This is a genomic window from Microbacterium sp. NPDC057741 (assembly GCF_042798735.1).
Taxonomy (GTDB): domain Bacteria; phylum Actinomycetota; class Actinomycetes; order Actinomycetales; family Microbacteriaceae; genus Microbacterium.
In genome coordinates, this window is record NZ_JBHVJW010000001.1 from 668,610 (window position 1) to 695,117 (window position 26,508).

Consider the following 26,508-nt stretch of genomic DNA (forward strand, 5'->3'; position numbering starts at 1 on the left):
GGCCCGCGCCGCGGGTCGGGTCAGTACGCCATGCCCATCGCCGTCCGCACCTCGTCGAGCGTGGCAGCGGCGATCTGCCGCGCCCGTTCGTTGCCGACGCTCAGCACCTCGGACACGGTCGAGGAGTCGATCGCCGCGCGTCGCTCACGGTGCGCGGCGAGGAAGTCGTTGACCGCGGTGGCGACGAGCGTCTTGAGTGCGCCGCTGCCCGCGTCTCCGATCTCCTCCGAGATCTCGGCGGCGCTCACTCCCAGGCAGGCGGCAGCGGTGTCCAGCAGTGCGGACACCCCCGGGCGGCGGTCCGGCTCGTAGGTGATCACCCGATCGGAATCGGTCTGCGCCTTCCGGATGACCGCCGCCGTCTCCTCCGCGGTCATGCCGAGAGCGATGGCGTTGCCGTAGCTCTTCGACATCTTGCGACCGTCCAGTCCTGGCAGCTCCGGCGCAGCCGTGATCAGTCCCTCGGGTTCGGGGAACACGGCGCCGTACCGCTCGTTGAACCGACGAGCGATCTGCCGTGCGATCTCCACGTGCGGCAGGTTGTCTTTGCCCACCGGCACCAGCGTGCCCTTGCAGAACAGGATGTCGGCCGCCTGATGCACCGGATACGTCAGGAGCAGGCCGCTGAGGGCACGTCCCGCGGCGGCCGCCTCGGCCTTCACCGTCGGGTTGCGGTGCAGTTCGGCCTCGGAAACCAGGCTGAGGAACGGGAGCAAGAGCTGATTCAGCTCAGGAACAGCGGAGTGCGCGAAGATCGTGGTCCGCTCCGGGTCGAGGCCGGCGGCGAGGTTGTCCTTGATCACGCCGTGCACGTTCGACACGACGTCGCCCATCGTGTCGCGGTCGGTGATCACCTGGTAGTCGGCGACCACGACGAAGGTCTCGACGCCCGCCTGCTGCAGGCGCACGCGCTCCAGGATCGTGCCGAGCAGATGACCGAGATGCAGTCGGCCCGTCGGTCGTTCGCCGGTGAGGATGCGATGACGCTCCGGATGGGCGGCGATGTCGGCACGGAGGGCCGGCATCCGTGCGGAGGTGGCGGAAAAGGAATCCAATGGTTGCTCCTGGGGTCAGGGCTGCACGGATGGATCGGTCCGCGATCGCGCGGGCTGCCGTGCAGCGCGCGCGAGAAATGCGTTCGGCTGCTAGTGCAGCCACCACCACGAGGACGAGGTCGAGAAACGCATGCGCCGATCCTACCCTCCGGAGCGGATCCACCCCGTCTGCCGTCGTGTCGCACCGCCCTCCAGTTCCATCACCCCGAGGATGCTGCGCACCCGCTCCGCGTCCATGCCGCTGCGCCGCGCCAGCTCCTGCACGTCTCTCGGCGCTCGTGTGCTCAACGCGTCCAGCAGACGCACACGGTGCGGATCGACTGCCGGAGCGCCCGGTGGCTCCGGCGCAGCATCCGCCCACAGTTCGCGCACCTCCGCGGCGGACGTCACGCAGATGGCGTCGAACTCTCTGAACAGCCTGTGGCAGCCGGCGGACGCCGCAGAGCTGATCGGTCCCGGTACCGCGCCAAGAGGGCGTCCGAGGTCCGCGGCGTGCCCGGCGGTGTTCAGGGTGCCGCTGCGTCGGCCCGCCTCCACGACAACCGTCGCGAGGCCCGCCGCCGCGATCAGCCGGTTCCGCTGCAGGAAGCGCCACTTGGTGGGCGCGCCCCCGCAGGGCACCTCGCTCACCACAGCACCCCCTGCGCGGATCCGTTCGAACAGCTGCTGGTGTCCGGCAGGGTAGCTGCGATCCACTCCCCCTGCCAGGAACGCAACTGTGGTGCCGCCCACGCCGATCGCGGCCCTGTGGGCGGTGCCGTCGATGCCGTAGGCGCCGCCGGAGACCACGCACACGCCTGTGGCGGCGAGGTCCCCCGCCAACTCGGCAGCGATGTTCTCGCCGTAACCGGTCGACGCCCGCGCTCCGACGATCGACACCGCCTCTTGCGCCACCAGTGCCTCGCTGGACCCGCGCACCCAGAGCACGAGGGGCGCATGAGGACCGAGGTCCGCGAGTCCGACCGGCCAATCGGGATCGTCCGGCAGCAGCATCCGCGCGCCGACCGCTTCCGCATCGCGGAGCGCATTCACCACCGCACGGGAGTCTGCCCGTGGCATCCAGCGCGCCACGGCCTCGTTCATCGTCTTCGACCCCAGCACCTCGATCGGTGCGCGCAGTGTGGCCTCCGAAAGCGCCTGGTCGAGCGCCCCCTGCGGGCCGAACGCCGCCACGAGTGCACCGGCCACGCCGTCGCCGGGTTCGGTCAGCACCGACCAGGCGGCACGCGCGGCGATCTCCGCGGGATCGACGTCGGGGCGCAGCCGCTCGGCGGCTCGAAGCAGCTGCTCATCGGCGAGCAGGGTCGCCGTCGTCAATGCCCTCATGCCAGAAGTCCTCTCTTCAGGAAAAGCGCTCGGCCCACGTCGTCGGAGTCCGGGGAGCCGCGTCCGGCGAGATCCGCCATCGACCACGCCAAGCGCAGCGTCCGGTCATAGCCGCGCAACGTCAGCCCACCCCGCTCGAGCGCACGGTCCAGTGGCATCCGCACGGCGACCGGCAGGCGCAGCGAACCCTGCCGCATCCGCTCCCCCGGCACCTCGGCGTTGCGCCGCCACGGCGTGTCCGCCCAGCGCACGGCCGCGGCCGCCCGCGCCTGTACGACGCGCTCACGGGCCTGCACGGTCGTCACAGCGGATCGCTCGACGGTGGCGACCCGAGAGGCGGCGACTCTCGCGACCTGCAGTTCGATGTCGATCCGGTCGCGCAGCGGCCCCGAGAGCTTCGACGAGTAACGCCTGATCGCCATCGGCGGGCAGACGCACTCCGCGCCGCGAACCCCGTAGTTGCCGCACGGGCACGGGTTCATTGCCATGATCAGCTGGAACCGCGCCGGGAAACTCGCGGTGAAGCCGGCCCGATGCACTTCGATGCGACCGGACTCCAGCGGCTGCCGCAGTGCGTCCAGCGCGGCTCTCTGGAACTCCGGAGCCTCATCGAGGAAGAGCCCGCCCCTGTGCGCTCGCACGATCGCCCCTGGCCGCGCCTGCCGGGACCCGCCGCCGACGAGCGACGCCATCGACGCCGAGTGGTGCGGCGCCTCGAGGGGCGGCGTGCGATCCAGCGTGTGAACCTGGTCGCCGCACAGCGATCGGATGGCGGCGACCTCGAGCGCCTCCTCGTCGGAGAGCTCGGGCAGGATGCCGGGCAGTCGGCGCGCGAGCATCGTCTTGCCTGCCCCCGGCGGTCCGCTCAGCAGCAGGTGGTGTCCGCCCGCCGCCGCTACGATCAGCGCCTCGACGGCCTCGTCCTGACCGATCACGTCGGCGAGGTCGAGCAGATCCTGCTGCGCGGCATCCGATGCATCGACGAGGACCGGATCGATGTCGGGGATCTCGATGTCGGCGCCGTGCATCACCGCGACCTCGGCGAGCGAGGCCGCACCATGCACCTCGATGCCCGGCACCAGACGAGCCTCCTCGACGTTGGCGGCCGGGACGACGACATGGCCGAAACCCGCCTGCACCGCCGAGTACACGGCGGGCAGCACCCCTGCGACCGGACGCACTCTTCCGTCCAGACCCAGCTCGCCGATGTGCACGACCTGCCTGATCGAGCGTCCGGGCAGCGATCTGCTGGCCGCCAGCGTCGCTACGGCGATGCTCAGGTCGAAACCGGATCCGTGCTTGGGCAGGCTCGCAGGAGACAGGTTCACCGTCATCCGGCGCCGCGGCAGGTCGAGGCCGACGTTCGCGCACGCGTTGTGCACGCGCTGAACAGCCTCGCCGAGCGCCTTGTCCGGCAGGCCGATGATCTTGAACTCAGGCGTCTGATTCGACACATCGGCCTCCACCTCCACAAGATGACCGTCCACCCCCGTGAGCGCCACGGCCCAGGTGCGTGCGGTGCTCACAGCAGGTCCGTCAAGTGCTCGAGCGATGCCGTCGCGGCATCCGCGCCGACCAGGCCGACGGCGTCGAGTTGAATCGTGCGGCGGCGGGCGATCTCAGGATGCGCCTGTGCCCAGGCGAACGCCAGGCGCCAGAGTCGACGGCGCTTGCGATCGTCGATCGCTTCGAACGGATGCCCATAGCGCTCGCTCCGGCGCGTCTTGACCTCTACGACGATCACGCGATCGCCGCGCAGCGCGACGATGTCGACCTCGCCTTGGTCGCACCGCCAGTTGCGGTCGACGATGTCGTATCCGCTGCTGCGGAGGTACGCCGCCGCCCGCTCCTCACCCGCTCGTCCGAGCTCGTCCTTCGCTGCCATGAAGACAGCATCCTGAAGACGCTGTCCGTCGCGGAGAACGGAATCCGCGTCACCTACGGCGGATCAGGACAACTCCGAGCGAAAACGCCTCTGTGGATGACTACTTGCCGTCGAGCGAGAGCTCTTCGGGCAACTCGAACTCGCGACGCTGAAGCTCCTCGACATTGACGTCCTTGAACGTCAGCACGCGGACGGCCTTCACGAACCGGTCTGCACGGTAGATGTCCCAGACCCAGACATCCGTCATCGAGATCTCGAAATAGAAGTCGTGCTCGGTGTCGCGGCGGACCACGCTCACCTCGTTCGCCAGGTAGAACCGGCGCTCGGTCTCGACGACGTACTGGAACTGCGAGACGACATCGCGGTACTCGCGGAACAGAGCTACCTCGAGCTCGCGGTCGTAGTCGTCGAATGCGTCGTCATCCATGATGCTTCCATCCTATGAGGCCCACGCCTCGGGCGCGGCCCACGACCGTCAGAACAGGGTCGGTGCGTCCGAGATCGCCCAGGACGCGCGGTGCCATGGCGAGAGCCCGCGTTCGCGGATCGCGGCACGGTGCTCGGCGCTCGCATAGCCCTTGTTGCGCTCCCACTGATATGCGGGATGCTGCTCGTGCAGCTCGACCATCAGCGTGTCCCTCGCGACCTTCGCGATCACGGATGCCGCAGACACCGAGGCGCAGTCGCGGTCGGCCTTGATCACCGGCCGCACCTGCAGCCGAGAGGGATGCACCGCCGACACGTAGTCATGGTTCCCGTCCAGGATCACCAGCGTCCGCTCGCTCACCGCGTCCGTGCCGAGCACGCCGATGATGGCGCGGGAGGCGGCGAGACCCAGCGCGCGCATGATGCCGACCTCGTCGATCTCGGCGGCGCTGGACCACCCGACCTCCGAGGCGACCACCCACGCGGCCGCGCGGGATGCCACGTCAGGGCGTCGTCGCTCGGTGACCAGTTTGGAATCGCGCAGTCCCTCGGGCACTCGCCGTCTGGCACCTGCGGCATCCATGACCGCAGCGCCGACGGCCACTGGCCCTGCCAGCGCGCCGCGGCCCACCTCGTCCAGCGCAATGATGAGGTCGTACTCCTTGAGCAGCGACCTCTCCAGCGTGAGCCGGGGCGCGACGACGGTCATTTCTTCGGCTCTGGCACTCCGGCGTACACGTCGTCCTGCGTGTCGATCAGGCCGAAGCGGTCCAGCGGCCAGGTGAGCAGGAAGGCACGACCCACGACGTTGTCGAGCGGCACGAAGCCCCCGCCGGGGAGCTCCTGGTGCGCGCGCGAGTCCTGCGAGCGGGTGCGATTGTCACCCATCACCCACAGCGAGTCCTCGGGCACGGTCACGTCGAACGGTGTGTCGGAGGCGCTCGTGTCACCGGGCGGCAGATTCAGGTACGACGACTCGTCGATCGGGGCGCCGTTGATCGTGATCTGCCCGACCGCGTTGCAGCACACCACGTGGTCGCCGGGCAGCCCGATCAGCCGCTTCACGAGGTGGTCCTGCGAGTCCGAGGCGGAGAGCCCGATGAAGGTCAGGACGCCGTCGATCGCTTTGACCAGCGGGGGCTGCGGCTGCTCGGCCGGGAGCGGCGGCAGCCATCCACCCGGGTCCTTGAAGACCACGACGTCGCCGTGGTCGTAGCCGGTCCAGCGGGGCGTGAGCTCATCGACCAGGATGCGGTCGTTGATCAGCAGCGTGCGCTCCATCGAGCCGGACGGGATGTAGAACGAGCGGACGACGAACGATTTGACGACGAACGACACGAGCGCGGCGATGACGATGATCACCAGCAGGTCGCGCAGGAAGACGAGAATGCCACGACGCCGCTTCGAGGGGGCGGCAGCAGGAGCGGCTTCAGTCGTCATTTCCATCCTTCGCGTCGGGTGCACCGTACGCAGACGGCAATAACAAGGGTCGCACATCCTGACACGACGAAAGCACCCCGGGACGCGTGTCCCGGGGTGCTTTCAGAAGAGCTGCGATCAGTTGTCGCGCTTCTCCTTGATCTTGGCCTTCTTGCCGCGCAGGTTGCGCAGGTAGTACAGCTTCGCGCGGCGCACGTCACCGCGGGTGACGACCTCGATGTGGTCGATCACCGGCGAGTGCACCGGGAAGGTGCGCTCGACGCCCACCTGGAAGCTGATCTTGCGGACCGTGAAGGTCTCGCGCACGCCGTCGCCCTGGCGGCCGATGACGACGCCCTTGAAGACCTGGACGCGGGAGCGGGTGCCCTCGGTGATGTTCACGTGCACGTTGACCGTGTCACCGGGGGAGAATTCGGGAATGTCGCTACGGAGCGAAGCCGCGTCGACGGCGTCGAGGATCTGCATGATCGTCTCTCTCTGCACTCGCCACAGGTCGGATGCATTTAGGAAGGAATACGTTGATGTGTGCCGAACGGCGCGCAAGGCGTCCGCGGGTTCCCCTGAGGCAGAACCGGGTCACGGCACGAGAATCTATTCTGCCATGGATCGCCGAGCGGGCAAAAACGAGTCAGTCCCTGCGGTCGTTCTCCTGCACGATGATCACGTCCGGCTCGCTCGCACTGCGCGCGCCCGGCGTGACGGTCGACCAGGTCGCTGTCTCGCGGATGCTGAATCCGCTGCCCTTCGCCTCGCTCCAGAGCTGCCACAGTTGAAGCCAGAACACGGCCAGCCAGGCGACGATCGCGCCGGTCAACAGCCACCCGAAACCCCCGTCGGGGAAGAACCCGACCGCGATCGTGAGGGCGTGCCAGACGCCGAAGCCCAGCACATCCCACCAGGAGACGGCGCGCTCCGCGCGCACCGACGGTCGCGCGCGGGTGAGGAGCGTGAGCACGATCTCACCGATCAGCACCGACGGCGCGGCGATGAGGATCACCCAGAGGAAGGCCCATCCCCCGGACTGGAAGACGCCCCAGCCGATCAGCAGCCACAGTGGCAGCACGATCGCCGCCGGGAAGAGCCACCGGAAGAACGCGCTGCGCAGCCACATACTCCGATGGTACGGCCGTGGAGGGTCACGGGGTTCTCCGTTCGCTGTGAGCATGGTGACATCCGGATCGGGGAGAATGGATGCCAGGCATCCTGACGATGTCCGAAGAAGGGACACCCCGATGATCGAACTGCGCACCCCCGCCGAGATCGATGAGATGCGCGCCGCCGGACGCTTCGTGGCGGAGACGCTCGCGACCCTGCGCGACGAGACGAAGGTCGGCACCAACCTGCTGGCGATCGACCGCCGGGCTCACGACCTCATCCGCAAGGCCGGTGCGGAGTCCTGCTACATCGACTACGCCCCCTCCTTCGGCAACGGTCCGTTCGGCAAGGTCATCTGCACGTCGATCAACGACGCCGTGCTGCATGGACTTCCGCACGACTACGTCCTCCGCGACGGCGACCTCGTCTCCCTCGACTTCGCCGTGTCCGTCGACGGCTGGGTCGCCGACTCCGCGGTGTCCTTCGTCGTCGGCACCGCGCGCGACGAGGACCTGCGCCTGATCGACACCACGGAGCGCGCTCTGGATGCCGCGATCGCCGCGGCCACCGTCGGCAACCGCATCGGAGACATCTCCGCGTCGATCGCCGAGGTCGCGCACGGCGAGGGCTACTCGATCAACACCGACTTCGGCGGCCACGGGGTCGGCCGCATCATGCACGGCGACCCGCACGTGCCCAACGACGGCCGCGCCGGCCGCGGCTTCCCCCTCCGCGACGGCCTCGTCATGGCCCTCGAGCCATGGTTCCTCGCGACGACCGATGAGCTCGTCACCGACCCGGACGGCTGGACGCTGCGCAGTGCGGACGGCTCGCGCGGTGCGCACTCGGAGCACACCATCGCCATCACCGCCGACGGCCCGATCATCCTCACCGACCGCAGTTTCCTCGGCGTCGACTGACACCTGCTGCGCGCCCCGCGCTGGTAACCTGGCGCCGTTCGTCCTCTCGGGACCGAGACAACCGCTAGGAGTGGTGCGTGGCTGACGTGGTGAACGATCGCGGGATCCCCCGCCGCACAATGCTACGCGCCGCCGCCTGGAGCGCACCGGTCATCACCGCCGCGATCGCAGTGCCGCTCGCCTCCGCGAGCGGCGAGCCGTCCATCGAATTCGGCGGTGTCCCTGCCGAGGTGGCGGTCGGCGACACGGTGGCGGACGCGCAGGTCGTGGCCGCCGACAACGCGGGCCTCGAGGTGACGGTGACGCTTCCCGCCGGCTTCGTCTGGGCCGACGGCGGTTCGGAGACCCGCACCGTCGGCACGGGCCCCGGCACTTTCGCGATTCCGGCGTTCATCGCGGCGTCCGCGTCCTCGGGCGGCTCGTTGACCGCCGCGACCGGCGGAGTGTCTGCATCCGCACCGATCGATGCGACAGCTGCGTACACGATGACCGGTCTGGGCGGAATGAACGTCATCACCGACGGGCCGGATGAGTTCCGCGCAGACCTCGCGATCCTGGTGCCCAAAGGCGTGCGCCCGACGGGTCTGTACTACAACTACTTTCCGACCACGGCGAACGCGACCACTGCACTGGCGCGGCAGGGCGGAGACAACAGCGCGGCGGTGCGCGATTCCGTGGGCGAGGCATACGGGATCCTCACAGTGCAGACCGTCGGTTCCGCGCACGAGCGGCTGTTCATCCATGCGCGTGGTGACTCCGACATCGGCGCGATCGCGACACAGGAACTGACCTGGATCCTCAGGGCGACGTGGTCCGGCCATGCGGACACCACCGTCACGCTGCCGCTGCTCAACGTTGATCGCCGCCCGAGCGTGGGCCGGCCTGTGGCCGTGAATGCATGGGACAGCACGACCAATGGCCTTCCGGGCTACATCGGCCCCAATGCCCAGGCCGGCTGGGGCAACTCCGTCCCCGTCTCCGGCGGCCCCCTCACGGCGAACGTGTTCCACCTCGATTCGCTGAACTCCGGGCGCGCGGCGGCGATCGGCAACGATCAGACCGTCACCGTGTACTACCAGTTCGTGCACGAGGACGGTGCCGCCGCCGCGATCACGCCGGAGCCCAGACCGGTGACCGTCCCCAACCACGCGAGCGGGGTTGCCGGCGTTCTTCTCGGCACGGCCGACCCGTCGCTGGGCGGCACGATCACGCTCGACAAGCCCGGGTACTGGAAGCTGCTGATCTGGCCGCAGAGCTCCAACTCGCAGCCCGCCAACCCCGCGACTCCCGGCGGGGTCGCCTGGAATCCGCAGGGAGACCCGGGAGCGCAGGTCGGGTCCGTGTTCTGGATGATCCCCACCGCCATCTGACGCCGGACGGCCCTGCAGGTCAGGGGCACGACGCCGTCAGCGCGCCCGCTCCCAATCGGCGATGCCGCCGGGCACAACGGTGAAAAGCGGATGCGGATCCGGCGCTTGAACCGAGCCCCACTTATCTGCGAGCTCCGGAATGCGCCCTGCGAGCTTGGCCACCAGATGGTGCCACTCGGCTTCGAGCTGACCCGAGGTCACGTCGAGGCTGCCGTCCGGATCGCCCGGAACGAGCACCCGCGCCCTGTCGAAGCGGTAGCCTCGCGCATCAGCTTCGACAGCGATGCCGGACAGGAACATCCCCACTGCCGCGAGGGGGTCGGGCCGCTCGCGGAAGCGCACCAACTGCGGATGGTTGCGATATCCGTCGGTCCTCCCGGCGAGCACCGCCTGCGCGAGCAGGGCCTCGCGCCAGCACGCGACGAGCGCCTGGCGGTCCAGATACCGCGGGTGCGGCGACCACAGCCTCACGAGACGCCGTAGATGTCGACGTCGGTCGGCTGCGGCGGGTCGAACTCGTCGCCTCCGGCCGCCTCAGGAGCGGTGTCGAGGACGCGCGCCACATCTGCGACCATCCGTGCGTCCTCATCGTCGGATGCTGCGAGGAAGGAACTCACGGGATCGAGCACGGCGCCCACAGGTGTCGGTACGGCGGCATCCGCGGCATCCGCGGGGAAGCCAGGACGGACGCGGTCGAAGTCCTCGCCGGCGTTGCGGAACGACTGCGCGGGAACCTCATCGACCATGATCCGACGCTAGCAGCCGTGCGCGAGCGCTGGAGAACGCGCGAGAACAGGACCGGATCCGCGCATCGCTCCTGTGCTCCGCGGTGCCCCCGTTTCTGGAGTCGGTACGACCAGCGCCTACTCGTCGAGCAGGTCGGGTCGCCGAGTGCGGGTGCGCTCGAGCTGCTGCTCGCGCCGCCAGGTGGCGATGGCACCGTGGTTGCCGCTGAGCAGGACGTCGGGCACGGCCCGATCCCGCCACACCGACGGCTTGGTGTAGGACGGGTACTCGAGAAGGCCGTCCTCGTGCGATTCCTCGACCAAGCTCTCGGGGTTGCCCACGACGCCCGGGATGAGCCGGCCGATCGCCTCGGTCATCGCCATGACGGCGACCTCGCCACCGTTGAGCACGTAGTCGCCGAGACTGATCAGGCGCACCTCGCCGAGTGACGCGGCGTACTCGAAGACTCGCTCGTCGATTCCCTCGTAGCGGCCACAGCCGAAGATCAGATGCTCGCGGGTCGCGAGGTCACGGGCGGTCGCCTGCGTGAACACCTCGCCGGCAGGCGAGGGGAAGATGATGGTGGGCCGCTCAGCGGTTCCTGAGCGAGCGGAGCGAGACGAAGGGCGCTCAGGAACCGAGGAAGAAGCGAGTTCGTCGAGCGCGGCGCCCCAGGGCTCCGGCTTCATGACCATACCCGCTCCCCCGCCGTACGGGGTGTCGTCGACGGTGCGGTGCCGGTCGTGCGTCCATTCGCGCAGGTCGTGCACCTGAAGGTCGAGGATGCCTGCGTCCTGCGCCTTGCCGAGCAGCGAGAGCGTCAGACCGTCGAAATAGGACGGGAAGATCGAGACGACGTCGATGCGCATGATCGCGTCACTCCGCGGCGGAGCCGCCGTCTGCGTCCGTCTCAGCGGCAGCATCCGCGGTCGGAAGCTCCTCGAAGAGTCCGGGCGGCGGGGTGACGACGATGCGCCCGGCACTCACGTCGACGGTCGGAACGATCGCCTTGACGAACGGCACCATCACCTCGCGGTCTGCGGCCCTGACGATCAGCAGGTCCTGCGCGGGCATGTGCTCGATGCGCACGACGCGGCCGATGACCTCGTCATCGCGCACCACGTCGAGACCGGCGAGCTGGTGGTCGTACCAGGCGTCGTCCTCGACCTCGTCCAGGTCCTGATCGATCCAGAGGATGGCGCGCACGAGCGACTCGGCGGCGTCACGGTCCTCGACGTCGTCGAAGAAGACGACGGAGCTGCCGTTCATCACCCGGTACTCACGGACGGTGAGGGTCTTGCCGTGCCAGACGGATGCCTCCGGCACCTGCAGCGTGAACTCGGCACCGCGCACGAATCGGCGGCCCGGGTCATCGGTGTAGAGCTCGAGCTTGAGCCCGCCCTTGAGGCCGTGGGCCTTCAGGAGACGTCCGACGCGGAGCTGGTTGCGTTCCTGTGCCACGTCAGTCGTCCGCGACGTCGACGCGAACCCGACGGCCGTCGGCGAGGGCTGCGATCAGCGTACGCAGCGCCTTGGCGGTGCGGCCGCCGCGCCCGATCACGCGACCACGGTCATCCGGGTGCACGTGCACCTCGAGGAGGTCGCCACGAGACGACGCGGATGCGGTGATGCGGACATCGTCCGGGTGATCGACGATCCCCTTGACGACGTGTTCGAGCGCGGCGGCGAGCACAGCGGATTACTCTGCGTCGGCAGCGGCCTCGGCCGCGTCCTCGGCGGGAGCCTCAACGGGCTCCGCGGCCTTCTTCTCGGCCTTGGGCTTGACGACCGACTTCTTCGAGGCATCGACCTCGAACGGCGTCTTGGGCTCGGCGACCTTGAGGGTGGACTTCGCGTCCTTGTCGCCCTTGAACTTGCCCCAGTCACCGGTGATCTTGAGGATGGCAGCGACCTGCTCGGTCGGCTGGGCGCCGACGGAGAGCCAGTACTGCGCACGCTCGGAGTCGACCTCGATGAACGAGGGCTCCTCGGTGGGGTGGTACTTGCCGATCTCCTCGATCACGCGACCGTCGCGCTTGGTGCGCGAGTCGGCGACGACGATGCGGTAGTACGGCGCACGGATCTTGCCGAAGCGCTTGAGACGAATCTTGACAGACACGATTCTCCTGAATGGTGTTGAAGGAAGACGAACCGGTCACCTGGAGCGTGGGGTGCACACCCGGTGGAAGCTCTAATGGGGGATGGCGCGCTGGATAGAGGGTCGAGCACGTCGTCCGACCCTCTATTCTGCCAGATCCCGGCCACTGTCGCGAACCGTCACAGTGTCGCGTGTCGGAGCACCCCCGCATGTCAGACTGTGCTCGTGACGATCGCCTTCGCCGATTCCGCGCGCTCGACTGTGGGGGTCGAGTGGGAGGTCATGCTCGCGGATCCCCAGTCCGGCGACCTCGTCGGCCGCGCACCAGAGCTGCTCGACGCTCTCGAGGCCGCCAGCGCGAACAGCCGCCACACCGTCACCGGAGAACTGCTCACGAACACGGTCGAGGTGACCAGCGGGGTCGGCGGCACGGTCGCCGAGGCGATCGGGGACATCTCGGAGGCGATCCGTGAAGTGCGTGCGGCCACGGACCCCGCCGGCATCGCGCTGCTGTCGGCCGGGAGCCACCCGTTCGCGCAGTGGTACGACCAGAAGGTCACCGACAAGACGCGCTACCACTCGCTCATCGAGCGCACCCAGTGGTGGGGTCGGAACATGATGATCTGGGGCATCCACGTGCACGTCGGAGTGGAGGACCGCGACAAGGTGCTCCCGATCGTGGGCGCGCTGGGCGCCTACCTCCCGCATCTGCAGGCTCTCGCGGCTTCCAGCCCGTTCTGGGCGGGCGAGCGCACCGGCTACGCCTCCAACCGCGCGCTGGTCTTCCAGCAGCTGCCGACGGCAGGACTCCCCTGGCCACTGCACACCTGGGCCGAGTACGAGGGGTACCTCGACGACATGGTCCGCACCGGCGTGATGTCGGACGCGACAGAGGTGCGCTGGGACATCCGCCCCGCACCGCGCTGGGGGACGATCGAGGTGCGCGCGTGCGACGGGATGTCCACGCTGCGTGAGCTGGCCGCCATCGCGGCGCTCACGCAGGTGCTCGTCGAGCACCTCTCCCGCCGTCTGGACGAGGGTGAGTCCCTGCCCGTTCTGCAGCCCTGGTACCACCGCGAGAACAAATGGCGCACAGCTCGCTACGGGTTGGATGCCACGGTCATCGTCGACTCCGCCGGCGCGCAGCGCCCCGTGCGTGAGCACCTGATCGAACTGCTTGAGACACTCGCGCCGGTCGCCGTCGATCTGCGCTGCGGTGCGGAGTTCGCGCGCGTCGGCTCGATCCTCGACACCGGGGCGAGCTATGAGCGCCAGCTGGCCGTCGCCGACACGACCGGCGGAGACCTGCGGATGGTCGTTCAGCACCTCATCGACGAGTTCCGCACCGGACCACACCATCACCTGAGTTGAAGGAGCACAGCATGCCGGACCACGTGATCGCGATCGATCAGGGCACGACCTCGAGCCGTGCCATCATCTTCGATCGTGCCGGACGCATCGTGTCCTCCGGGCAGAAGGAGCATCGGCAGATCCTCCCCCAGGCCGGCTGGGTCGAGCACGACCCCGCGGAGATCTGGCACAACGTGCAGGAGGTCATCGGACTCGCGCTCACGCGGGCGCACCTGACCCGGCACGACATCGCCGGTGTCGGCATCACCAACCAGCGCGAGACCGCGGTGGTGTGGGACCGCACCACCGGCAAGCCGGTGTACAACGCGATCGTGTGGCAGGACACCCGGACACAGGACATCGTCGAGCGCCTCGCGGGGTCCGAGGGCGTCGACCGGTTCAAGCCGATCGTGGGACTGCCCCTGGCCACCTACTTCTCCGGCACGAAGATCGTCTGGATCCTGGAGAACGTCGAGGGCGCGCGGGCCAAGGCGGAGGCGGGTGACCTGCTGTTCGGTACGACCGACACCTGGGTGCTGTGGAACCTCACCGGCGGCATCCACGGCGGGGTGCACGCGACTGACGTCACGAACGCGTCCCGCACGCTGTTCATGGACCTCGAGACGCTGGACTGGCGCGATGACATCCTCGCCGAGTTCGGCGTGCCGCGGTCGATGCTGCCGAGCATCCGCTCCTCGTCCGAGGTCTACGGAACAGCTGAGACGCACTCGCTGCTGCGCGAGACGCCGATCTCGGGCATCCTCGGTGATCAGCAGGCTGCCACCTTCGGCCAGGCGGCGTTCGCGGCCGGTGAGAGCAAGAACACCTACGGCACCGGATGCTTCCTGATCGTCAACACGGGTGAGGAGATCGTCCACTCCGCGAACGGGCTGCTCACAACCGTGGGCTACAAGCTCGGCGACGCGCCTGCGCACTACGCCCTCGAGGGATCGATCGCGGTGACCGGATCGCTCATCCAATGGCTGCGCGACCAGCTCGGCATCATCAAGTCGGCCGCCGAGGTCGAGGCCCTCGCCGCCGCAGTGGAGGACAACGGCGGCGTGCACATCGTGCCGGCGTTCTCGGGCCTGTTCGCGCCATACTGGCGGCCCGACGCCCGCGGCGCGATCGTGGGCCTCACGCGTTTCTCCAACAAGAACCACTTCGCCCGCGCCGCGCTCGAGTCCGTCGCATTCCAGACGCGCGACGTGCTGGACGCCGTCAACAGCGACACCGGCGCCGCTCTCAACGAGCTGAAGGTCGACGGTGGAATGGTCGCGAACGACGCGCTCATGCAGTTCCAGGCCGACATCCTCGGCGTGCCGGTCGTGCGCCCGGTGATCGCCGAGACGACCGCGCTCGGCGCGGCGTACGCAGCCGGTCTCGCCGTCGGCTTCTGGAACGGAGTAGACGACCTCACCGCGAATTGGCGCGAGGACCGACGGTGGACGCCGACGATGGATCAGGCCGAGCGCGAGCGGAGGCTGCGCCTGTGGCACAAGGCCGTGCAGAAGTCGATGGACTGGGTCGACGACGACGTGCGCTGAGCGATCCGCGCCGAGAACGGCGCCGGATGCGAGGATGGAGGGGACGAATCCGGGGAGGGACCGCCGTGGCCACGAGCGAGCGCACTGATGTCAGAGCAGCACAGGAGGTCGGGCGCGCGAGCGTCCTGATCATCGGCGGCGGGATCAACGGCATCTCCGCCTTCCGCGACCTCGCCCTGCAGGGGGTCGATGTGCTGCTCGTCGAACGTGAGGACTTCGCATCAGGAGCGTCTTCGGCCTCGAGCCACATGATCCATGGCGGCATCCGCTATCTCGAGAATGGTGAGTTCCGGCTGGTGAAGGAGTCGGTGCAGGAGCGCAACGACCTGCTGAAGACCGCCCCGCACTACGTGAGGCCGCTCGAGACGACGATCCCGATCTACTCGACGTTCTCCGGCATCCTCACCGCGCCGTTCCGGTTCCTGTTCCACGGGTCCGGAAAGCCGCGCGAGCGCGGCGCGCTGCTGATCAAGACCGGGCTGACGATCTACGACACCTTCTCACGCGACGGCGGCACGGTGCCGCGGCACCGCTTTCACGGCCGCAGGAAGTCGCTGGCAGCACTCCCCCATCTGAATCCGAGGGTGAAGTACACCGCGACGTACTACGACGCCTCGGCCCACGACCCGGAGCGGCTCGCCCTGGATGTGCTGCGTGACGGCGAGAAGGCCGGCGGCCGCGCGCTGAACCACGTCGAGGCGATCGGCCTGGACGGCGATGGCGTCCTGCTGCGCGACCGGGAGTCCGGCGAGCAGTTCCGCATCGCCGCGGACGTGGTGGTGAACGCCTCTGGGCCGTGGACCGACCTCACCAACGCCGCGCTCGGCACCGGCACCGCGTTCATGGGCGGCACGAAGGGTTCGCACATCGTGCTCGATCACCCCGAGCTGATGGCCGCGACAGCCGGCAGGGAGATCTTCTTCGAGCACTCCGACGGCCGCATCGTGCTGATCTACCCGCTGAAGGGCAAGGTGCTCGTGGGCACCACCGACCTCGAGGCCGACCCCCGAGAGCCGGCGGTGTGCACCGAGGAGGAGATCGACTACTTCTTCGATCTCATCGGGCATGTCTTCCCGGCGATCCCCGTGGACCGCTCCCAGATCGTCTACCGGTTCTCCGGCATCCGCCCGCTGCCGCACCACGATGACACCGCTCCCGGATTCGTGTCGCGCGACTACCGGATCGAGCGCCGGAAGGATGCCGGGCTGCCTCCGGTGCTCAGCCTGGTCGGCGGCAAGTGGACCACCTTCCGCGCCCTTGGCGAGTCGCTGTCCGACCGCGTGCTCGCCGAGCTCGGCCGCCCGCGGGTGAGCCGGACGAAGGGTGTGCGCATCGGCGGCGGCAACGGCTACCCGCGTACGCCGCGGCGAACCGTGGAATGGCTTCGACAGAACGTCGGCGACGACGCGCGCGGGCGCGTGCTGTTCGTGCGGTACGGCACGCGGGCGGCGCACGTCGCCGCGTTCCTCGCCGAAGAGCACGATGAGCCGTTGCTCGGCGATCAGCTGTCCACCCGGGAGCTGCTCTGGATGATCGAGAAGGAGCATGCGCGCCGAGTCTCGGACATCCTGTTCCGGCGCACGAACCTCGTGTTCACCGGCGACGCGGACGCCGCGACGGTGCGCACCGTCGCGGAGGCGATGGCCGCCGTGCTCGGCTGGGATGCGGCGAAGACGGATGCCGAGGTCGAGGAGACCGTCCGTTCGCTGCGCGAGCGCCACGGCGTGGACCTGGCCGCGGAACACGTGTCCCGCTGACCCCTTCGTCTCGCTTCACTCGCTCAGGAACCGGCTCCTGAGCGAGGAGCGCAGCGACGAGACGAAGGACGTCAGCTCTTTCCGAACAGCTTCTGGATCTCGGCCATGTCGGCCTCACTCGGGGCCTTCTGACCGCCGAGGCCGAACCCAGAGCCGGTCGCCTCGGCGGGCGCGACACCAACGCCGGCGTTCTCGGCCGCGCGCTTCGCGGGGTTGCCCGACCGCGAGCCGCTCTTGCCCTTGGCGCCCTTCTTGCCGCGCTTGGCGGAAGCGCCGGGCTTGCCCATCGGTCCCATGCCCGGGATCTGCGGGGTGCCGCCGCGGGCGACAGTCTTCATCATCTTCGCGGCCTGCTCGAAGCGCTGCACGAGCTGGTTGACATCGGTCACGGTCATGCCGGAGCCGCGCGCGATGCGCAGACGGCGCGAACCGTTGAGCAGCTTGGTGTTGCGTCGCTCGGCCGGCGTCATCGAGCGGATGATCGCCTCGGTGCGGTCGATCTCGCGCTCGTCGAAGTCGTCGAGCTGCTGCTTCATCTGGCCCATGCCCGGCAGCATGCCGAGCATCTTCTTCATCGAGCCCATCTTGCGCATCTGCTGCATCTGCTCGAGGAAGTCCTCCAGCGTGAACGCCTCGTTCGCGAGCTTCTCGGCGACCTTCATCGCCTCGGCCTCGTCGAACGCGGACTGCGCCTGCTCGATCAGGGTGAGGATGTCACCGAGGTCGAGGATGCGGCTCGCCATGCGGTCGGGGTGGAACTGCTCGAGGTCGTCGAGGTTCTCGCCGGTGGAGGCAAAGATGATCGGGCGGCCGGTGATCGAGGCGACCGACAGCGCGGCACCGCCTCGGGCATCGCCGTCGAGCTTGGAGAGCACGACGCCGGTGAAGTCCACGCCGTCCTGGAACGCCTTCGCGGTGTTCACGGCGTCCTGACCGATCATCGCGTCGATGACGAACAGCACCTCGTCGGGGTTCGTCGCCTTGCGGATGTCGCCGGCCTGCTTCATCAGCTCGGCATCCACACCGAGGCGACCGGCGGTGTCGATGATCACGACGTCGTGCTGGGTGCGGCGGGCGTGCTCCACGCCGTCTTTGGCGACCTTCACCGGATCACCGATGCCGTTGCCCGGCTCGGGCGCGTAGATCGCAGCACCGGCCTGCTCGGCCACAACGGTCAGCTGCGTGACCGCGTTCGGACGCTGCAGGTCGCAGGCGACGAGCAGGGGCGTGTGACCCTCACCCTGCAGCTGCTTGGCCAGCTTGCCCGCGAACGTCGTCTTGCCCGAACCCTGCAGGCCGGCGAGCATGATCACCGTCGGCGGGGTCTTGGCGAACTCGAGCCTGCGCTGCTGACCACCGAGGATCGCGACGAGCTCCTCGTTGACGATCTGCACCACCTGCTGGGCAGGGTTCAGCGCCTTGTTCACCTCGTCGCCGAGGGCGCGCTCGCGCACCTTCGCCGTGAAGTCCTTGACGACGGGGAGCGCGACGTCGGCGTCGAGCAGAGCGCGACGGATCTCGCGGACGGTGCCGTCGACGTCGGCGGGGCTGAGCTTGCCCTTCGTGCGCAGGTTGCGGAAGGTCTCGGTCAGCCGATCGGAGAGCGTGCCAAAGGTAGCCATGATGCCGTCAAGTTTACGGGAGCGGAACCGCGAACTCGGCCCTCAGACGCTCAGCCCCAGGGAAGATCGTGGATGCATCTCAGCGCGGCGTCGAACTGCGCCTCCAGAGAGGCCTGTCCTGCCCCCTTCTCGGCCCAGACTCTGATCGAGGACAGCACGGCGGCGGCGCACGCCGCGCCGAGGATGTCGGCCGGGATCTCCCCCACCCCAGACGCTCGCGCCGCCGACGCCACGGCAGAGGCGAGCCGCCCGTGCCGCACCCCCCGGTCGTGCTGAAGCTCCGTCTCCAACCCCATCGCCGCCTCGTTGCGGATCGCGAGTGCCAGCGGGTCTGGTGCGAAGTCCTTGATCACGTGTCGCAGCGACTCGCGGACGGCCGACCCCGTGGCATCCGTTCCCAGCGCGGCCAGTGCGACGAGCGCGTCGTCGATGCGTGCATCGAGCCCCGACCACAACACGTCGCTCTTCGAGGAGAAGTAGTTGAAGAAGCTGGAGCGGCTCACGCCGGCCCTCCGAGTGATGTCGGCCACCGAGGTCGCGTCGTAGCCCTGCTCGAGGAACAGCTCGCACGCGGCCTCCGCGAGAGTCTCCCTCGAGGATGCCCGGGGGCGGCCTGCTCGCGACGGTGAATCCATGTGCCACAGCGTATCGGTGCGCCGAGAACGCCGAACAGTTGTATTCTTGGACGCGATCCAATAACCGTGACCCGATGGAGCGTGCACATGCTCGACATCCAGATCGCCGGACTCGACCCCGAGTTCGTCCCCTACCTCGACGGCTGGGAGCTGCAGCGCAGTGTGCACCGTGACGTCGTCGCGGGCGACCGCCCAGACACCCTGCTCCTGCTCGAGCACGAGGCGGTCTACACCGCCGGCAAGCGCACCGAGCCGCAGGAGCGCCCGCAGGACGGCACGCCCGTGGTCGACGTCGACCGCGGCGGCAAGATCACCTGGCACGGCCCCGGTCAGCTGGTCGGATACCCGATCGTGCGTCTGCCCGAGCCGATGGACGTCGTCGCGCACGTGCGCCGCATGGAGCGTCTGCTGATCAGCATCCTGCAGCCGCTCGGGGTGGACGGCTACCAGGTCGAGGGGCGCAGCGGCGTGTGGGTGCGCCGTCCGCTCAGCGAGGACAAGGTGGCCGCGATCGGTGTCCGAGTGCAGCAGGGTGTGACCATGCACGGGTTCGCGATCAACTGCGACAACACGCTCGCGGGCTTCCGTGGCATCATTCCGTGCGGGATCACCGATGCCGGTGTCACGACCGTCAGCGAGGTCACCGGACGCGACGTGTCGCCGGGCGACATCGTGCAGGCCGTCTCCGACGCGTTCGCCGCGGAGTACGCGGAGGTGGCGGCATGAGCGCCGTGCCCGAGGGACGCAAGCTGCTCCGTCTCGAGGTCCGCAACTCCGAGACCCCCATCGAGCGCAAGCCGGAGTGGATCCGCACCAAGGCGAAGATGGGCCCCGAGTACCAGGCCCTGCACTCGTTGGTGAAGAGCGAGGACCTGCACACCGTCTGCCAGGAGGCCGGCTGCCCGAACATCTTCGAATGCTGGGAGGACCGCGAGGCCACCTTCCTCATCGGCGGATCGCAGTGCACCCGTCGCTGCGACTTCTGCCAGATCGATACCGGCAAGCCCGCCGACTACGACACCGATGAGCCCCGTCGCGTCGCCGAGAGCGTGCAGCGGATGGGCCTGCGCTACGCCACCGTCACCAGCGTCGCCCGCGACGACCTGCCCGACACCGGCGCCTGGTTGAACGCCGAGACCGTGCGGCAGATCCACGCACAGAACCCGAACACCGGTGTCGAGCTGCTCGCGAACGACCACGGCGGCAAGCCCGAGAATCTGAACCAGATCTTCGAGGCCCGCCCTGAGGTCTTCGCGCACAACGTCGAGACAGTGCCGCGCATCTTCAAGCGCATCCGCCCGGCGTTCACCTACGAGCGCTCCCTCGGCGTGATCACCCAGGGCCACGAGGCCGGACTGATCACGAAGTCGAATCTCATCCTCGGCATGGGCGAGGAGCCGGAGGAGGTCGTGCAGGCGCTGCAGGACCTGCGCGACGCCGGATGCGACATCATCACGATCACGCAGTACCTCCGCCCCTCCCCGCGGCACCTGCCCGTCGCTCGCTGGGTCAAACCCGACGAGTTCGTCGAGTTCAAGACAGAGGCCGAGCGGATCGGATTCCTCGGTGTGCTCGCGGGCCCGCTGGTGCGCTCCTCGTACCGCGCGGGACGCCTGTGGGCGCAGTCGATGATCTCGAAGGGCCGGGAGATCCCCCCGCACCTCGCGCACATCGCCGAGAGCGCCGACCTGGGCTTCGCTCAGGCGGTCTGAGAGTCACGCCCTTCGTCTCGCTTCGCTCGCTCAGGGTCCGGGAAGTTCACCCTCCGGGTCTTGAGCGAGGAGCGCAGCGACGAGCGCCGTGCTGAGCGAGGCGAAGTGACGAAGGACGTTCAGTCGCCGCTCATCACCGACAGCACAGAGCCGTCGGATGCGAGGTTCACCAGCAGCACGTCGTCCGCGCCGCCGGCGTCGAGCATGTACTCCAGCACGGCGAAGGGGTCGCTGCCGCCGTGCTCATCGACCAGCAGCGTCATGCTGACCAGCGTGAGCGAGCGGATGATGTCGACGGCATCATCACCTGAGATGTCGACCAGCACCTCGCCGAGCTGATCGCCGAACTCCTCCTGCTGCTGCAGGATGTACTCGGTCACCTCGCTGGTGCGATCGTCGAGCTCGGAGAGCATCGAGCGCCGGGCCGTGGCATCCACGTCCTCGAGTCCGCTGATGAGCGCCGCCGCGATGTCGAGAGCGTCGACTGACACGTCGTCTTGGTCCGGTGCGGTGAGGTCGACGGTGACCGACTGATCACCTAGGTCGACTCGTTCCGACCAGAAGATCGACCCGTCCGGCCCCGAGGACAGCAGTCCGAAGTAGTCGTGTTCGATCGCCATATCGCTATGCAACCAGCCTTGTGCGTCTTGCGCCAGCCCGACGCGCCAGTGTTGCGGCCGACTTCTGATCAGGCGCCGACGAGCGACTGCACGAACACGTGCGGGGTGAAGCCGGTGAGGTCGTCGATGCCCTCGCCCTGACCGAGCAGCTTCACCGGGATGCCGGTGCGCTCCTGCACGGCGAGCACGAATCCGCCCTTCGCGGAGCCGTCCAGCTTGGTGATCACGAGACCGGTGACGCCTGCGTGCTGCAGGAACGACTCGGCCTGCATGACGCCGTTCTGCCCTGTCGTCGCGTCCAGCACCAGCAGCACCTCGCTGATGGGGGCCTGCTTCTCGACGACGCGCTTGATCTTGCCCAGCTCGTCCATCAGGCCGCCCTTCGTGTGCAGGCGGCCGGCGGTGTCGATGATCGCGATCTCGATGCCGTTCTGCTTCGCGTAGTCCACAGTCTGGTAGGCGACGGATGCCGGGTCCTGGCCCTGCTGCTCGGGGCGGACGATCGCTGCTCCGGCGCGCTGCGCCCAGGTGCCGAGCTGCTCGACTGCGGCGGCGCGGAACGTGTCGGCAGCGCCGACGACCACGCTGCGCTGGTAGCCGCGCAGGAACTTGGTGAACTTGCCGATCGTGGTCGTCTTGCCGACCCCGTTCACTCCGACGACGAGGACGACGGCGGGTCGCTCGGAGAGCTTCAGCGTGGTGTCGAACTTCGCGAAGTGCTCCTCGAGGGTCTCGCGCAGCATCCGCTGCAGGTCCTTCGGGTCGGTGGTGCGGTAGCGCTCCACCTTCTCGCGCAGCTCATCGACGACGCGCTCCGTGATGTCAGGTCCGAAGTCCGCACCGATCAGCGCGGTCTCGAGGTCATCCCACGTCGTCTCATCGATCGTGGGCTTGACGAACATGCCGCGCAGCGCGCGACCGAGGGACCAGGACTTCTCCGCCATGACTCCAGCCTAGAGCGCGCGACGGCACAGACCCGGCGTGTTCGCCGACGGCTCAGACAGCCGCCGCTGCGCGGTCGCCGACGCGCTGACCGACGACCGCGGACACGCCGTCCTGCCGCATCGAGACGCCGTACAGGGCGTCGGCGATCTCCATCGTGCGCTTCTGGTGCGTGATGATCAGCAGCTGCGAGCTCTCGCGCAGCTGCTCGAACACGGCCAGCAGCCGGCCGAGGTTCGCATCGTCGAGCGCCGCCTCCACCTCGTCGAGGATGTAGAACGGGCTCGGACGCGCCTTGAAGATCGCGACCAGCAGTGCCACGGCGGCCAGCGACCGCTCGCCGCCGGAGAGCAGGGAGAGACGTTCGATCTTCTTGCCGACAGGTCGCACCGCGACCTCGATGCCGGTGGTGAGCATATCGTCGGGCTTGGTCAGCGAGATGCTGCCGGAACCGCCGGGGAACAGCACCGGGAACACCTCGGTGAACGCCTGTCTGGTGTCCTCGAATGCGGCGGCGAAGATCGTCTGCATCCGCTCGTCGAGCTCCGCGATGATCGTCAGAAGATCCTGCCTGGTCTTCGTCAGATCGGACAGCTGCTCGGTGAGGAATGCGTGCCGCTGCTCGAGCGCGGCGAATTCCTCGAGCGCGAGCGGATTGACCCGGCCGAGCTGGCCGAGCTTGCGCTCCGCGTCCTTCAGACGACGCTCCTGGATGCGGCGGTCGAACGGGATCGCGGCATCCGCGTCCTGCTCCTCCGCACCAGGATCCCGAGGAACAGGCTGATCGGGTCCATATTCCGCAACGAGAATATCTTCGTCCAGAGCGAGCTCGGACGACACCCGCTCGAGCAGGCTGGACAGGTGCAGCTTCTTCTCGTGGATCTGCAGCTCGAGTCCGTGCACGCTCTCGGTGAGGCCGGCCAGACGCTCCCGCAGCGCGCTCTCCTGGGCGCGCAGCGCGCTGAGTTCCTCGTTCTGGGCGGAGCGCTCCGCTTCCGCCTCGGCCAGCGCCATCCGCGCCTCGGTGACCGATCGGTCGATGGAGTCGAGCACTCGTGGCAGCTCCTCGGCGACGCCGCTCGCCGCCTCTCGCTGCGCACGCCGGATGACGGCCCGCCGGGCCGCCTCCTCGGCAGCGGCCCGCTCCGACTCCCGCTGCCGTTCGAGAGTCGCGACCCTGGTCTGCGCGGCGCGCACTCTCTCGCGCAGCGTCTCGATCTCGAGCCGCGCCCTGACCTCGCCCTCGCGAGCGGTCTCGAGCGCCTCGAGCAGACCGTCACGGGCCGAGGCGTCGAGCACGGGCCGGGGCTCGCCCTCGGCGCCCTCGAGCTCACCCTTCGCCTTCGCCATGGCCGCCTCGGCATCCGCCACCGCGGACTGCGCCTGCCCGAACCCGGACTCCAGCCGATCGCACTCGGCCACAGCCGCCTCGTGTCGCACTGTCACCCGATTCAACTGCTCTGCGTGCGTAGCCAGTGCGGCGTCGTGCTCACGCAGGCGCTGCAGCGCCTCCTTGGCCTCCCGCCGCGTGGTCTCGACGCGCTCCGTCGCCTCGGCGCGCTCCGCGCGCAGCTCTTCGACGGTCGCGCGGACCTCGTCCAGGCGCTCCACCGCGGCATCCCGCTCGGCGGCGAGCTCCAGCCGCGACCGCTCCCCCGACCCGGCCCGCAGCGTGTGCGCGGTGAGCACCTCGCCACCACGGGTCACGATCGTCGTCGTCGAGTCGCTCAGAGCGTCCAGCGCGGCTCGCGCGCTGCGCGCCGCGCCCAGGTCATCCACGATCAGCACGTGCGCGAGGATCCCCAGCACGCCGGCGGGCGCGGTCGCCACCTCGGTCGCCGGCACCGCCCCGGCGACGGCGGATGCTGCGCCGACCGACACGGTCGATCCGATCACGATGTCGATGGCACCACGTCCCTCGGCGTGCGGGACCAGGGCGAAGGCGTCGTCCACTGCATCCACCAGGACGCCCTCGGCGAGCGGGCCGAGGACCGCGGCGATGGCTGCCTCGAATCCGGCCTTGACCTGCACGGAGTCTCCGACGAGACCCTGCGCACCTGGTGCGCCCTCAGCCACCAGATCCGCGGCACCGCCGGAGAACGAGAGCGCGCTCGTCAGCGCCGCCGCCTTCGCCGTGAGCGCGTCGGCCTCGCGCTCCGCCTCATGAAGGCGCTCACGCAGTCCGTCACGCTCGGCCTCCGCCGAGGTCGCCGCCTGCTGCGCCGTCTCGTAGGCCGCGGCGTGCTCGGCAGCCGAACCCTCCGGCGCCTCGCCCTCCTCGAACGCCTCGAGAGCCTCGGCCGCCTCTCGGCGGCGCGTCTGCGCGGCCTCGAGCGCGTTCTCCTGTCGCAGCACTGCGCCACGCACGGCGGCCAGGGCCGATGCCGCGGCATCCGCGTTGCCGCGCAACGTGGTGAGCCGCATGTCGTAGGCCGACACGAGCGCGCTCTGCTCCGCGATGTCGACATCCAGAGTGTCCAGCTCGGCACGGGCCTGCACGACCTCACGGCTCGCGGCGGCCGCGGCGTCCTGCGCGTCACCGAGCCCCTCGGAGATGCGGGTGATCTCGTCCTTGGCGTCATCGATCGTGCTCTGCGTGACGGTGACCGCGGTCACCGCGTCGTCATCCTCGGTGCCGAGCAGTGCCAGGCGCTGGTTCGCGAGCGTGAACAGCCCGCGCATGCGCTCCTGCACCTGCTCCAGGCCGAAGGCCACGCGTCGGGCCTCGTCGACGGCGGCCGAGTTCTGCTCGGCCTCCAGCCGCAGGATTCCCGTGTGCGCGGAGTCGACCTGCTCGGAGAGCACGAGGCGCTCGGTGTGCCGCTCGTTCTCTGTGCGGGTGTGATCGGCGAGAGTGGTCCGCAGCGCGACGACGTCATCCGCGAACAGTCGCGCTTTCGCGTCCCGCACCACTGCGGCGATCGTCTGCGCCTCACGCGCGATCTCGGCCTGGCGTCCCAGCGGCTTCAGCTGGCGCCGGATCTCCCCCGCCAGATCACTGAGGCGGGTGAGGTTGGTCTCCATGGCGTCGAGCTTGCGGAGGGTCTTCTCCTTGCGGCGCCGGTGCTTGAGAATGCCGGCGGCCTCCTCGATGAATCCGCGGCGGTCCTCCGGCGAGGCCTGCAGCACTGTGTCGAGGCGCCCCTGTCCGACGATGACATGCATCTCGCGGCCCAGGCCCGAGTCGCTCAGCAGCTCCTGCACGTCCAGCAGCCGGCATCCGGTGCCGTTGATCGCGTACTCGCTCGACCCGTTGCGGAACAGGGTGCGGCTGATCGTGACCTCGGCGTACTCGATCGGAAGCGCGCCGTCGGAGTTGTCGATCGTGAGCTGCACCTCTGCGCGGCCGAGGGGCCCGCGTGTGGAGGTGCCGGCGAAGATGACGTCCTCCATCTTGCCGCCGCGCAGGGTCTTCGCGCCCTGCTCCCCCATCACCCAGGCCAGGGCGTCGACGACGTTCGACTTGCCGGATCCGTTCGGGCCGACGATGCAGGTGACGCCCGGCTCGAAGACGAAGGTCGTCGGCTGCGCGAACGACTTGAAGCCTTTGAGCGTGAGGCTCTTCAGATGCATGCAGGCGCCTTCGGGGTCGGGGGAATCACGCCCATACGCTACCGGAATCACGCGGCTCTTCAGGGGATTCCGCGCCGTCCCGCGACCGATCCGCCCATACGCGACACGCCGAGGACACACCCGAACGCTTGACTCGGCTGTGAATTTCCCGCTAGCGTGACTCACCGATCGCTTGAAGGAAAGGAGAGACCGATGATGATCACGAAGTTTGATGCCCGCCTCAATGGCCCAGCCGCGCGTTCGTTCGCGTGCTTCGCGCACTCGGTTTCTCCCGTCGGAGTCTCCGGGCTGAGTTAACAGGCGCCCCGCCCTCCTCGATCCTCCCGGCACCTCTGTGCCGGTATCCGATCGCCGCGTCCCTGTCGTCGCATCGACACCACAGGTCTGACGCCTCCCGCGCAACTCGCCG

At 68.8% G+C, this 26,508-nt stretch carries 27 protein-coding genes; 7 read left to right on the forward strand and 20 right to left on the reverse strand.

Features of this window, described 5'->3' with window-relative positions; translation table 11 throughout:
• Positions 1-20: 20 nt before the first annotated feature.
• From trpS to ACFVDO_RS03340, 9 genes are all read right to left on the reverse strand, one after another.
• Entirely contained in the window at positions 21-1,025 is a 1,005-nt protein-coding gene (gene trpS / locus ACFVDO_RS03300; protein ID WP_378857729.1) for a tryptophan--tRNA ligase, read from the reverse strand.
• Between the two features lie 171 nt (positions 1,026-1,196).
• The gene (gene dprA, locus ACFVDO_RS03305; protein ID WP_378857596.1) at positions 1,197-2,381 is read right to left on the reverse strand and encodes a DNA-processing protein DprA; all 1,185 of its coding nucleotides are present in this window, start codon (positions 2,379-2,381) and stop codon (positions 1,197-1,199) included.
• Positions 2,378-3,907 carry a YifB family Mg chelatase-like AAA ATPase gene (locus ACFVDO_RS03310; protein WP_378857598.1) on the reverse strand — a complete coding sequence of 510 codons (1,530 nt, stop codon included), beginning with the start codon at positions 3,905-3,907 and terminating at the stop codon, positions 2,378-2,380. The genes dprA and ACFVDO_RS03310 overlap by 4 nt, the downstream gene beginning before the upstream one ends.
• The gene (locus ACFVDO_RS03315; RefSeq protein WP_378857600.1) at positions 3,904-4,266 is read right to left on the reverse strand and encodes a YraN family protein; all 363 of its coding nucleotides are present in this window, start codon (positions 4,264-4,266) and stop codon (positions 3,904-3,906) included. Before ACFVDO_RS03315 ends, ACFVDO_RS03310 begins: the two co-directional genes overlap by 4 nt.
• Before the next feature lie 100 nt (positions 4,267-4,366).
• Positions 4,367-4,693 (reverse strand): DUF2469 family protein, encoded by a 327-nt coding sequence (locus ACFVDO_RS03320; protein ID WP_378857602.1) that lies wholly within the window; start codon positions 4,691-4,693, stop codon positions 4,367-4,369.
• Positions 4,694-4,741: 48 nt separating this feature from the next.
• Positions 4,742-5,401 carry a ribonuclease HII gene (locus ACFVDO_RS03325; protein ID WP_378857604.1) on the reverse strand — a complete coding sequence of 220 codons (660 nt, stop codon included), beginning with the start codon at positions 5,399-5,401 and terminating at the stop codon, positions 4,742-4,744.
• On the reverse strand, positions 5,398-6,132 hold the full coding sequence (gene lepB, locus ACFVDO_RS03330) for a signal peptidase I (protein ID WP_378857606.1): 735 nt from the start codon (positions 6,130-6,132) through the stop codon (positions 5,398-5,400). The genes ACFVDO_RS03325 and lepB overlap by 4 nt, the downstream gene beginning before the upstream one ends.
• 117 nt (positions 6,133-6,249) lie before the next feature.
• Complete coding sequence (gene rplS, locus ACFVDO_RS03335; protein WP_378857608.1) at positions 6,250-6,597, reverse strand: 50S ribosomal protein L19; 348 nt, start codon at positions 6,595-6,597, stop codon at positions 6,250-6,252.
• 163 nt (positions 6,598-6,760) lie between these two features.
• Entirely contained in the window at positions 6,761-7,243 is a 483-nt protein-coding gene (locus tag ACFVDO_RS03340) for an MFS transporter permease (protein ID WP_378857610.1), read from the reverse strand.
• A 121-nt stretch (positions 7,244-7,364) separates the two neighbouring features.
• On the opposite strand from ACFVDO_RS03340, the gene map reads away from it, so the two are divergent.
• Together map and ACFVDO_RS03350 are read left to right on the forward strand one after the other, a co-directional pair.
• Entirely contained in the window at positions 7,365-8,147 is a 783-nt protein-coding gene (gene map / locus ACFVDO_RS03345; RefSeq protein ID WP_378857612.1) for a type I methionyl aminopeptidase, read from the forward strand.
• 77 nt (positions 8,148-8,224) lie between these two features.
• Positions 8,225-9,517 (forward strand): hypothetical protein, encoded by a 1,293-nt coding sequence (locus ACFVDO_RS03350; RefSeq protein ID WP_378857614.1) that lies wholly within the window; start codon positions 8,225-8,227, stop codon positions 9,515-9,517.
• Between the two features lie 36 nt (positions 9,518-9,553).
• Here ACFVDO_RS03350 and ACFVDO_RS03355 read toward each other — a convergent pair whose 3' ends face one another.
• The 6 genes from ACFVDO_RS03355 to rpsP form a co-directional block, all read right to left on the reverse strand.
• Positions 9,554-9,988, reverse strand: a complete 435-nt coding sequence (locus ACFVDO_RS03355; protein ID WP_378857616.1) for a pyrimidine dimer DNA glycosylase/endonuclease V — start codon at positions 9,986-9,988, stop codon at positions 9,554-9,556.
• Positions 9,985-10,263 carry a hypothetical protein gene (locus ACFVDO_RS03360; RefSeq protein WP_378857618.1) on the reverse strand — a complete coding sequence of 93 codons (279 nt, stop codon included), beginning with the start codon at positions 10,261-10,263 and terminating at the stop codon, positions 9,985-9,987. Before ACFVDO_RS03360 ends, ACFVDO_RS03355 begins: the two co-directional genes overlap by 4 nt.
• A gap of 117 nt (positions 10,264-10,380) precedes the next feature.
• On the reverse strand, positions 10,381-11,112 hold the full coding sequence (gene trmD / locus ACFVDO_RS03365; RefSeq protein WP_378857620.1) for a tRNA (guanosine(37)-N1)-methyltransferase TrmD: 732 nt from the start codon (positions 11,110-11,112) through the stop codon (positions 10,381-10,383).
• Between the two features lie 7 nt (positions 11,113-11,119).
• Complete coding sequence (gene rimM / locus ACFVDO_RS03370) at positions 11,120-11,704, reverse strand: ribosome maturation factor RimM (protein WP_378857622.1); 585 nt, start codon at positions 11,702-11,704, stop codon at positions 11,120-11,122.
• 1 nt (position 11,705) lies between these two features.
• Complete coding sequence (locus tag ACFVDO_RS03375; protein WP_116242719.1) at positions 11,706-11,936, reverse strand: RNA-binding protein; 231 nt, start codon at positions 11,934-11,936, stop codon at positions 11,706-11,708.
• A gap of 6 nt (positions 11,937-11,942) precedes the next feature.
• Positions 11,943-12,362 carry a 30S ribosomal protein S16 gene (rpsP, locus tag ACFVDO_RS03380; RefSeq protein WP_378857624.1) on the reverse strand — a complete coding sequence of 140 codons (420 nt, stop codon included), beginning with the start codon at positions 12,360-12,362 and terminating at the stop codon, positions 11,943-11,945.
• A gap of 204 nt (positions 12,363-12,566) precedes the next feature.
• Between rpsP and ACFVDO_RS03385 the strand changes: the two genes are divergently transcribed.
• The 3 genes from ACFVDO_RS03385 to ACFVDO_RS03395 are packed head-to-tail and all read left to right on the forward strand — an operon-like array spanning position 12,567 to position 16,995.
• Entirely contained in the window at positions 12,567-13,712 is a 1,146-nt protein-coding gene (locus ACFVDO_RS03385; RefSeq protein ID WP_378857626.1) for a glutamate--cysteine ligase, read from the forward strand.
• Between the two features lie 11 nt (positions 13,713-13,723).
• Positions 13,724-15,238 carry a glycerol kinase GlpK gene (glpK, locus tag ACFVDO_RS03390; RefSeq protein WP_378857628.1) on the forward strand — a complete coding sequence of 505 codons (1,515 nt, stop codon included), beginning with the start codon at positions 13,724-13,726 and terminating at the stop codon, positions 15,236-15,238.
• Between the two features lie 26 nt (positions 15,239-15,264).
• Complete coding sequence (locus tag ACFVDO_RS03395; protein WP_378857630.1) at positions 15,265-16,995, forward strand: glycerol-3-phosphate dehydrogenase/oxidase; 1,731 nt, start codon at positions 15,265-15,267, stop codon at positions 16,993-16,995.
• A gap of 71 nt (positions 16,996-17,066) precedes the next feature.
• Here ACFVDO_RS03395 and ffh read toward each other — a convergent pair whose 3' ends face one another.
• The gene (gene ffh, locus ACFVDO_RS03400; RefSeq protein ID WP_378857632.1) at positions 17,067-18,617 is read right to left on the reverse strand and encodes a signal recognition particle protein; all 1,551 of its coding nucleotides are present in this window, start codon (positions 18,615-18,617) and stop codon (positions 17,067-17,069) included.
• A 50-nt stretch (positions 18,618-18,667) separates the two neighbouring features.
• Positions 18,668-19,252 (reverse strand): TetR/AcrR family transcriptional regulator, encoded by a 585-nt coding sequence (locus ACFVDO_RS03405; protein WP_378857634.1) that lies wholly within the window; start codon positions 19,250-19,252, stop codon positions 18,668-18,670.
• 66 nt (positions 19,253-19,318) lie between these two features.
• Between ACFVDO_RS03405 and lipB the strand changes: the two genes are divergently transcribed.
• Entirely contained in the window at positions 19,319-19,978 is a 660-nt protein-coding gene (gene lipB, locus ACFVDO_RS03410; RefSeq protein ID WP_378857636.1) for a lipoyl(octanoyl) transferase LipB, read from the forward strand.
• Positions 19,975-20,964 carry a lipoyl synthase gene (gene lipA / locus ACFVDO_RS03415; RefSeq protein WP_378857638.1) on the forward strand — a complete coding sequence of 330 codons (990 nt, stop codon included), beginning with the start codon at positions 19,975-19,977 and terminating at the stop codon, positions 20,962-20,964. The genes lipB and lipA overlap by 4 nt, the downstream gene beginning before the upstream one ends.
• A gap of 119 nt (positions 20,965-21,083) precedes the next feature.
• On the opposite strand, the gene ACFVDO_RS03420 is transcribed toward lipA, so the two are convergent.
• The 3 genes from ACFVDO_RS03420 to smc all read right to left on the reverse strand — a co-directional run bounded on the left by ACFVDO_RS03420 (position 21,084) and on the right by smc (position 26,099).
• The gene (locus tag ACFVDO_RS03420; protein WP_378857640.1) at positions 21,084-21,584 is read right to left on the reverse strand and encodes a DUF2004 domain-containing protein; all 501 of its coding nucleotides are present in this window, start codon (positions 21,582-21,584) and stop codon (positions 21,084-21,086) included.
• A gap of 68 nt (positions 21,585-21,652) precedes the next feature.
• A complete protein-coding gene (gene ftsY, locus ACFVDO_RS03425) occupies positions 21,653-22,528 on the reverse strand; it encodes a signal recognition particle-docking protein FtsY (RefSeq protein ID WP_378857642.1) in 876 nt (291 codons plus the stop codon).
• A 52-nt stretch (positions 22,529-22,580) separates the two neighbouring features.
• On the reverse strand, positions 22,581-26,099 hold the full coding sequence (smc, locus tag ACFVDO_RS03430; protein ID WP_378857644.1) for a chromosome segregation protein SMC: 3,519 nt from the start codon (positions 26,097-26,099) through the stop codon (positions 22,581-22,583).
• Between the last annotated feature and the right edge of the window lie 409 nt (positions 26,100-26,508).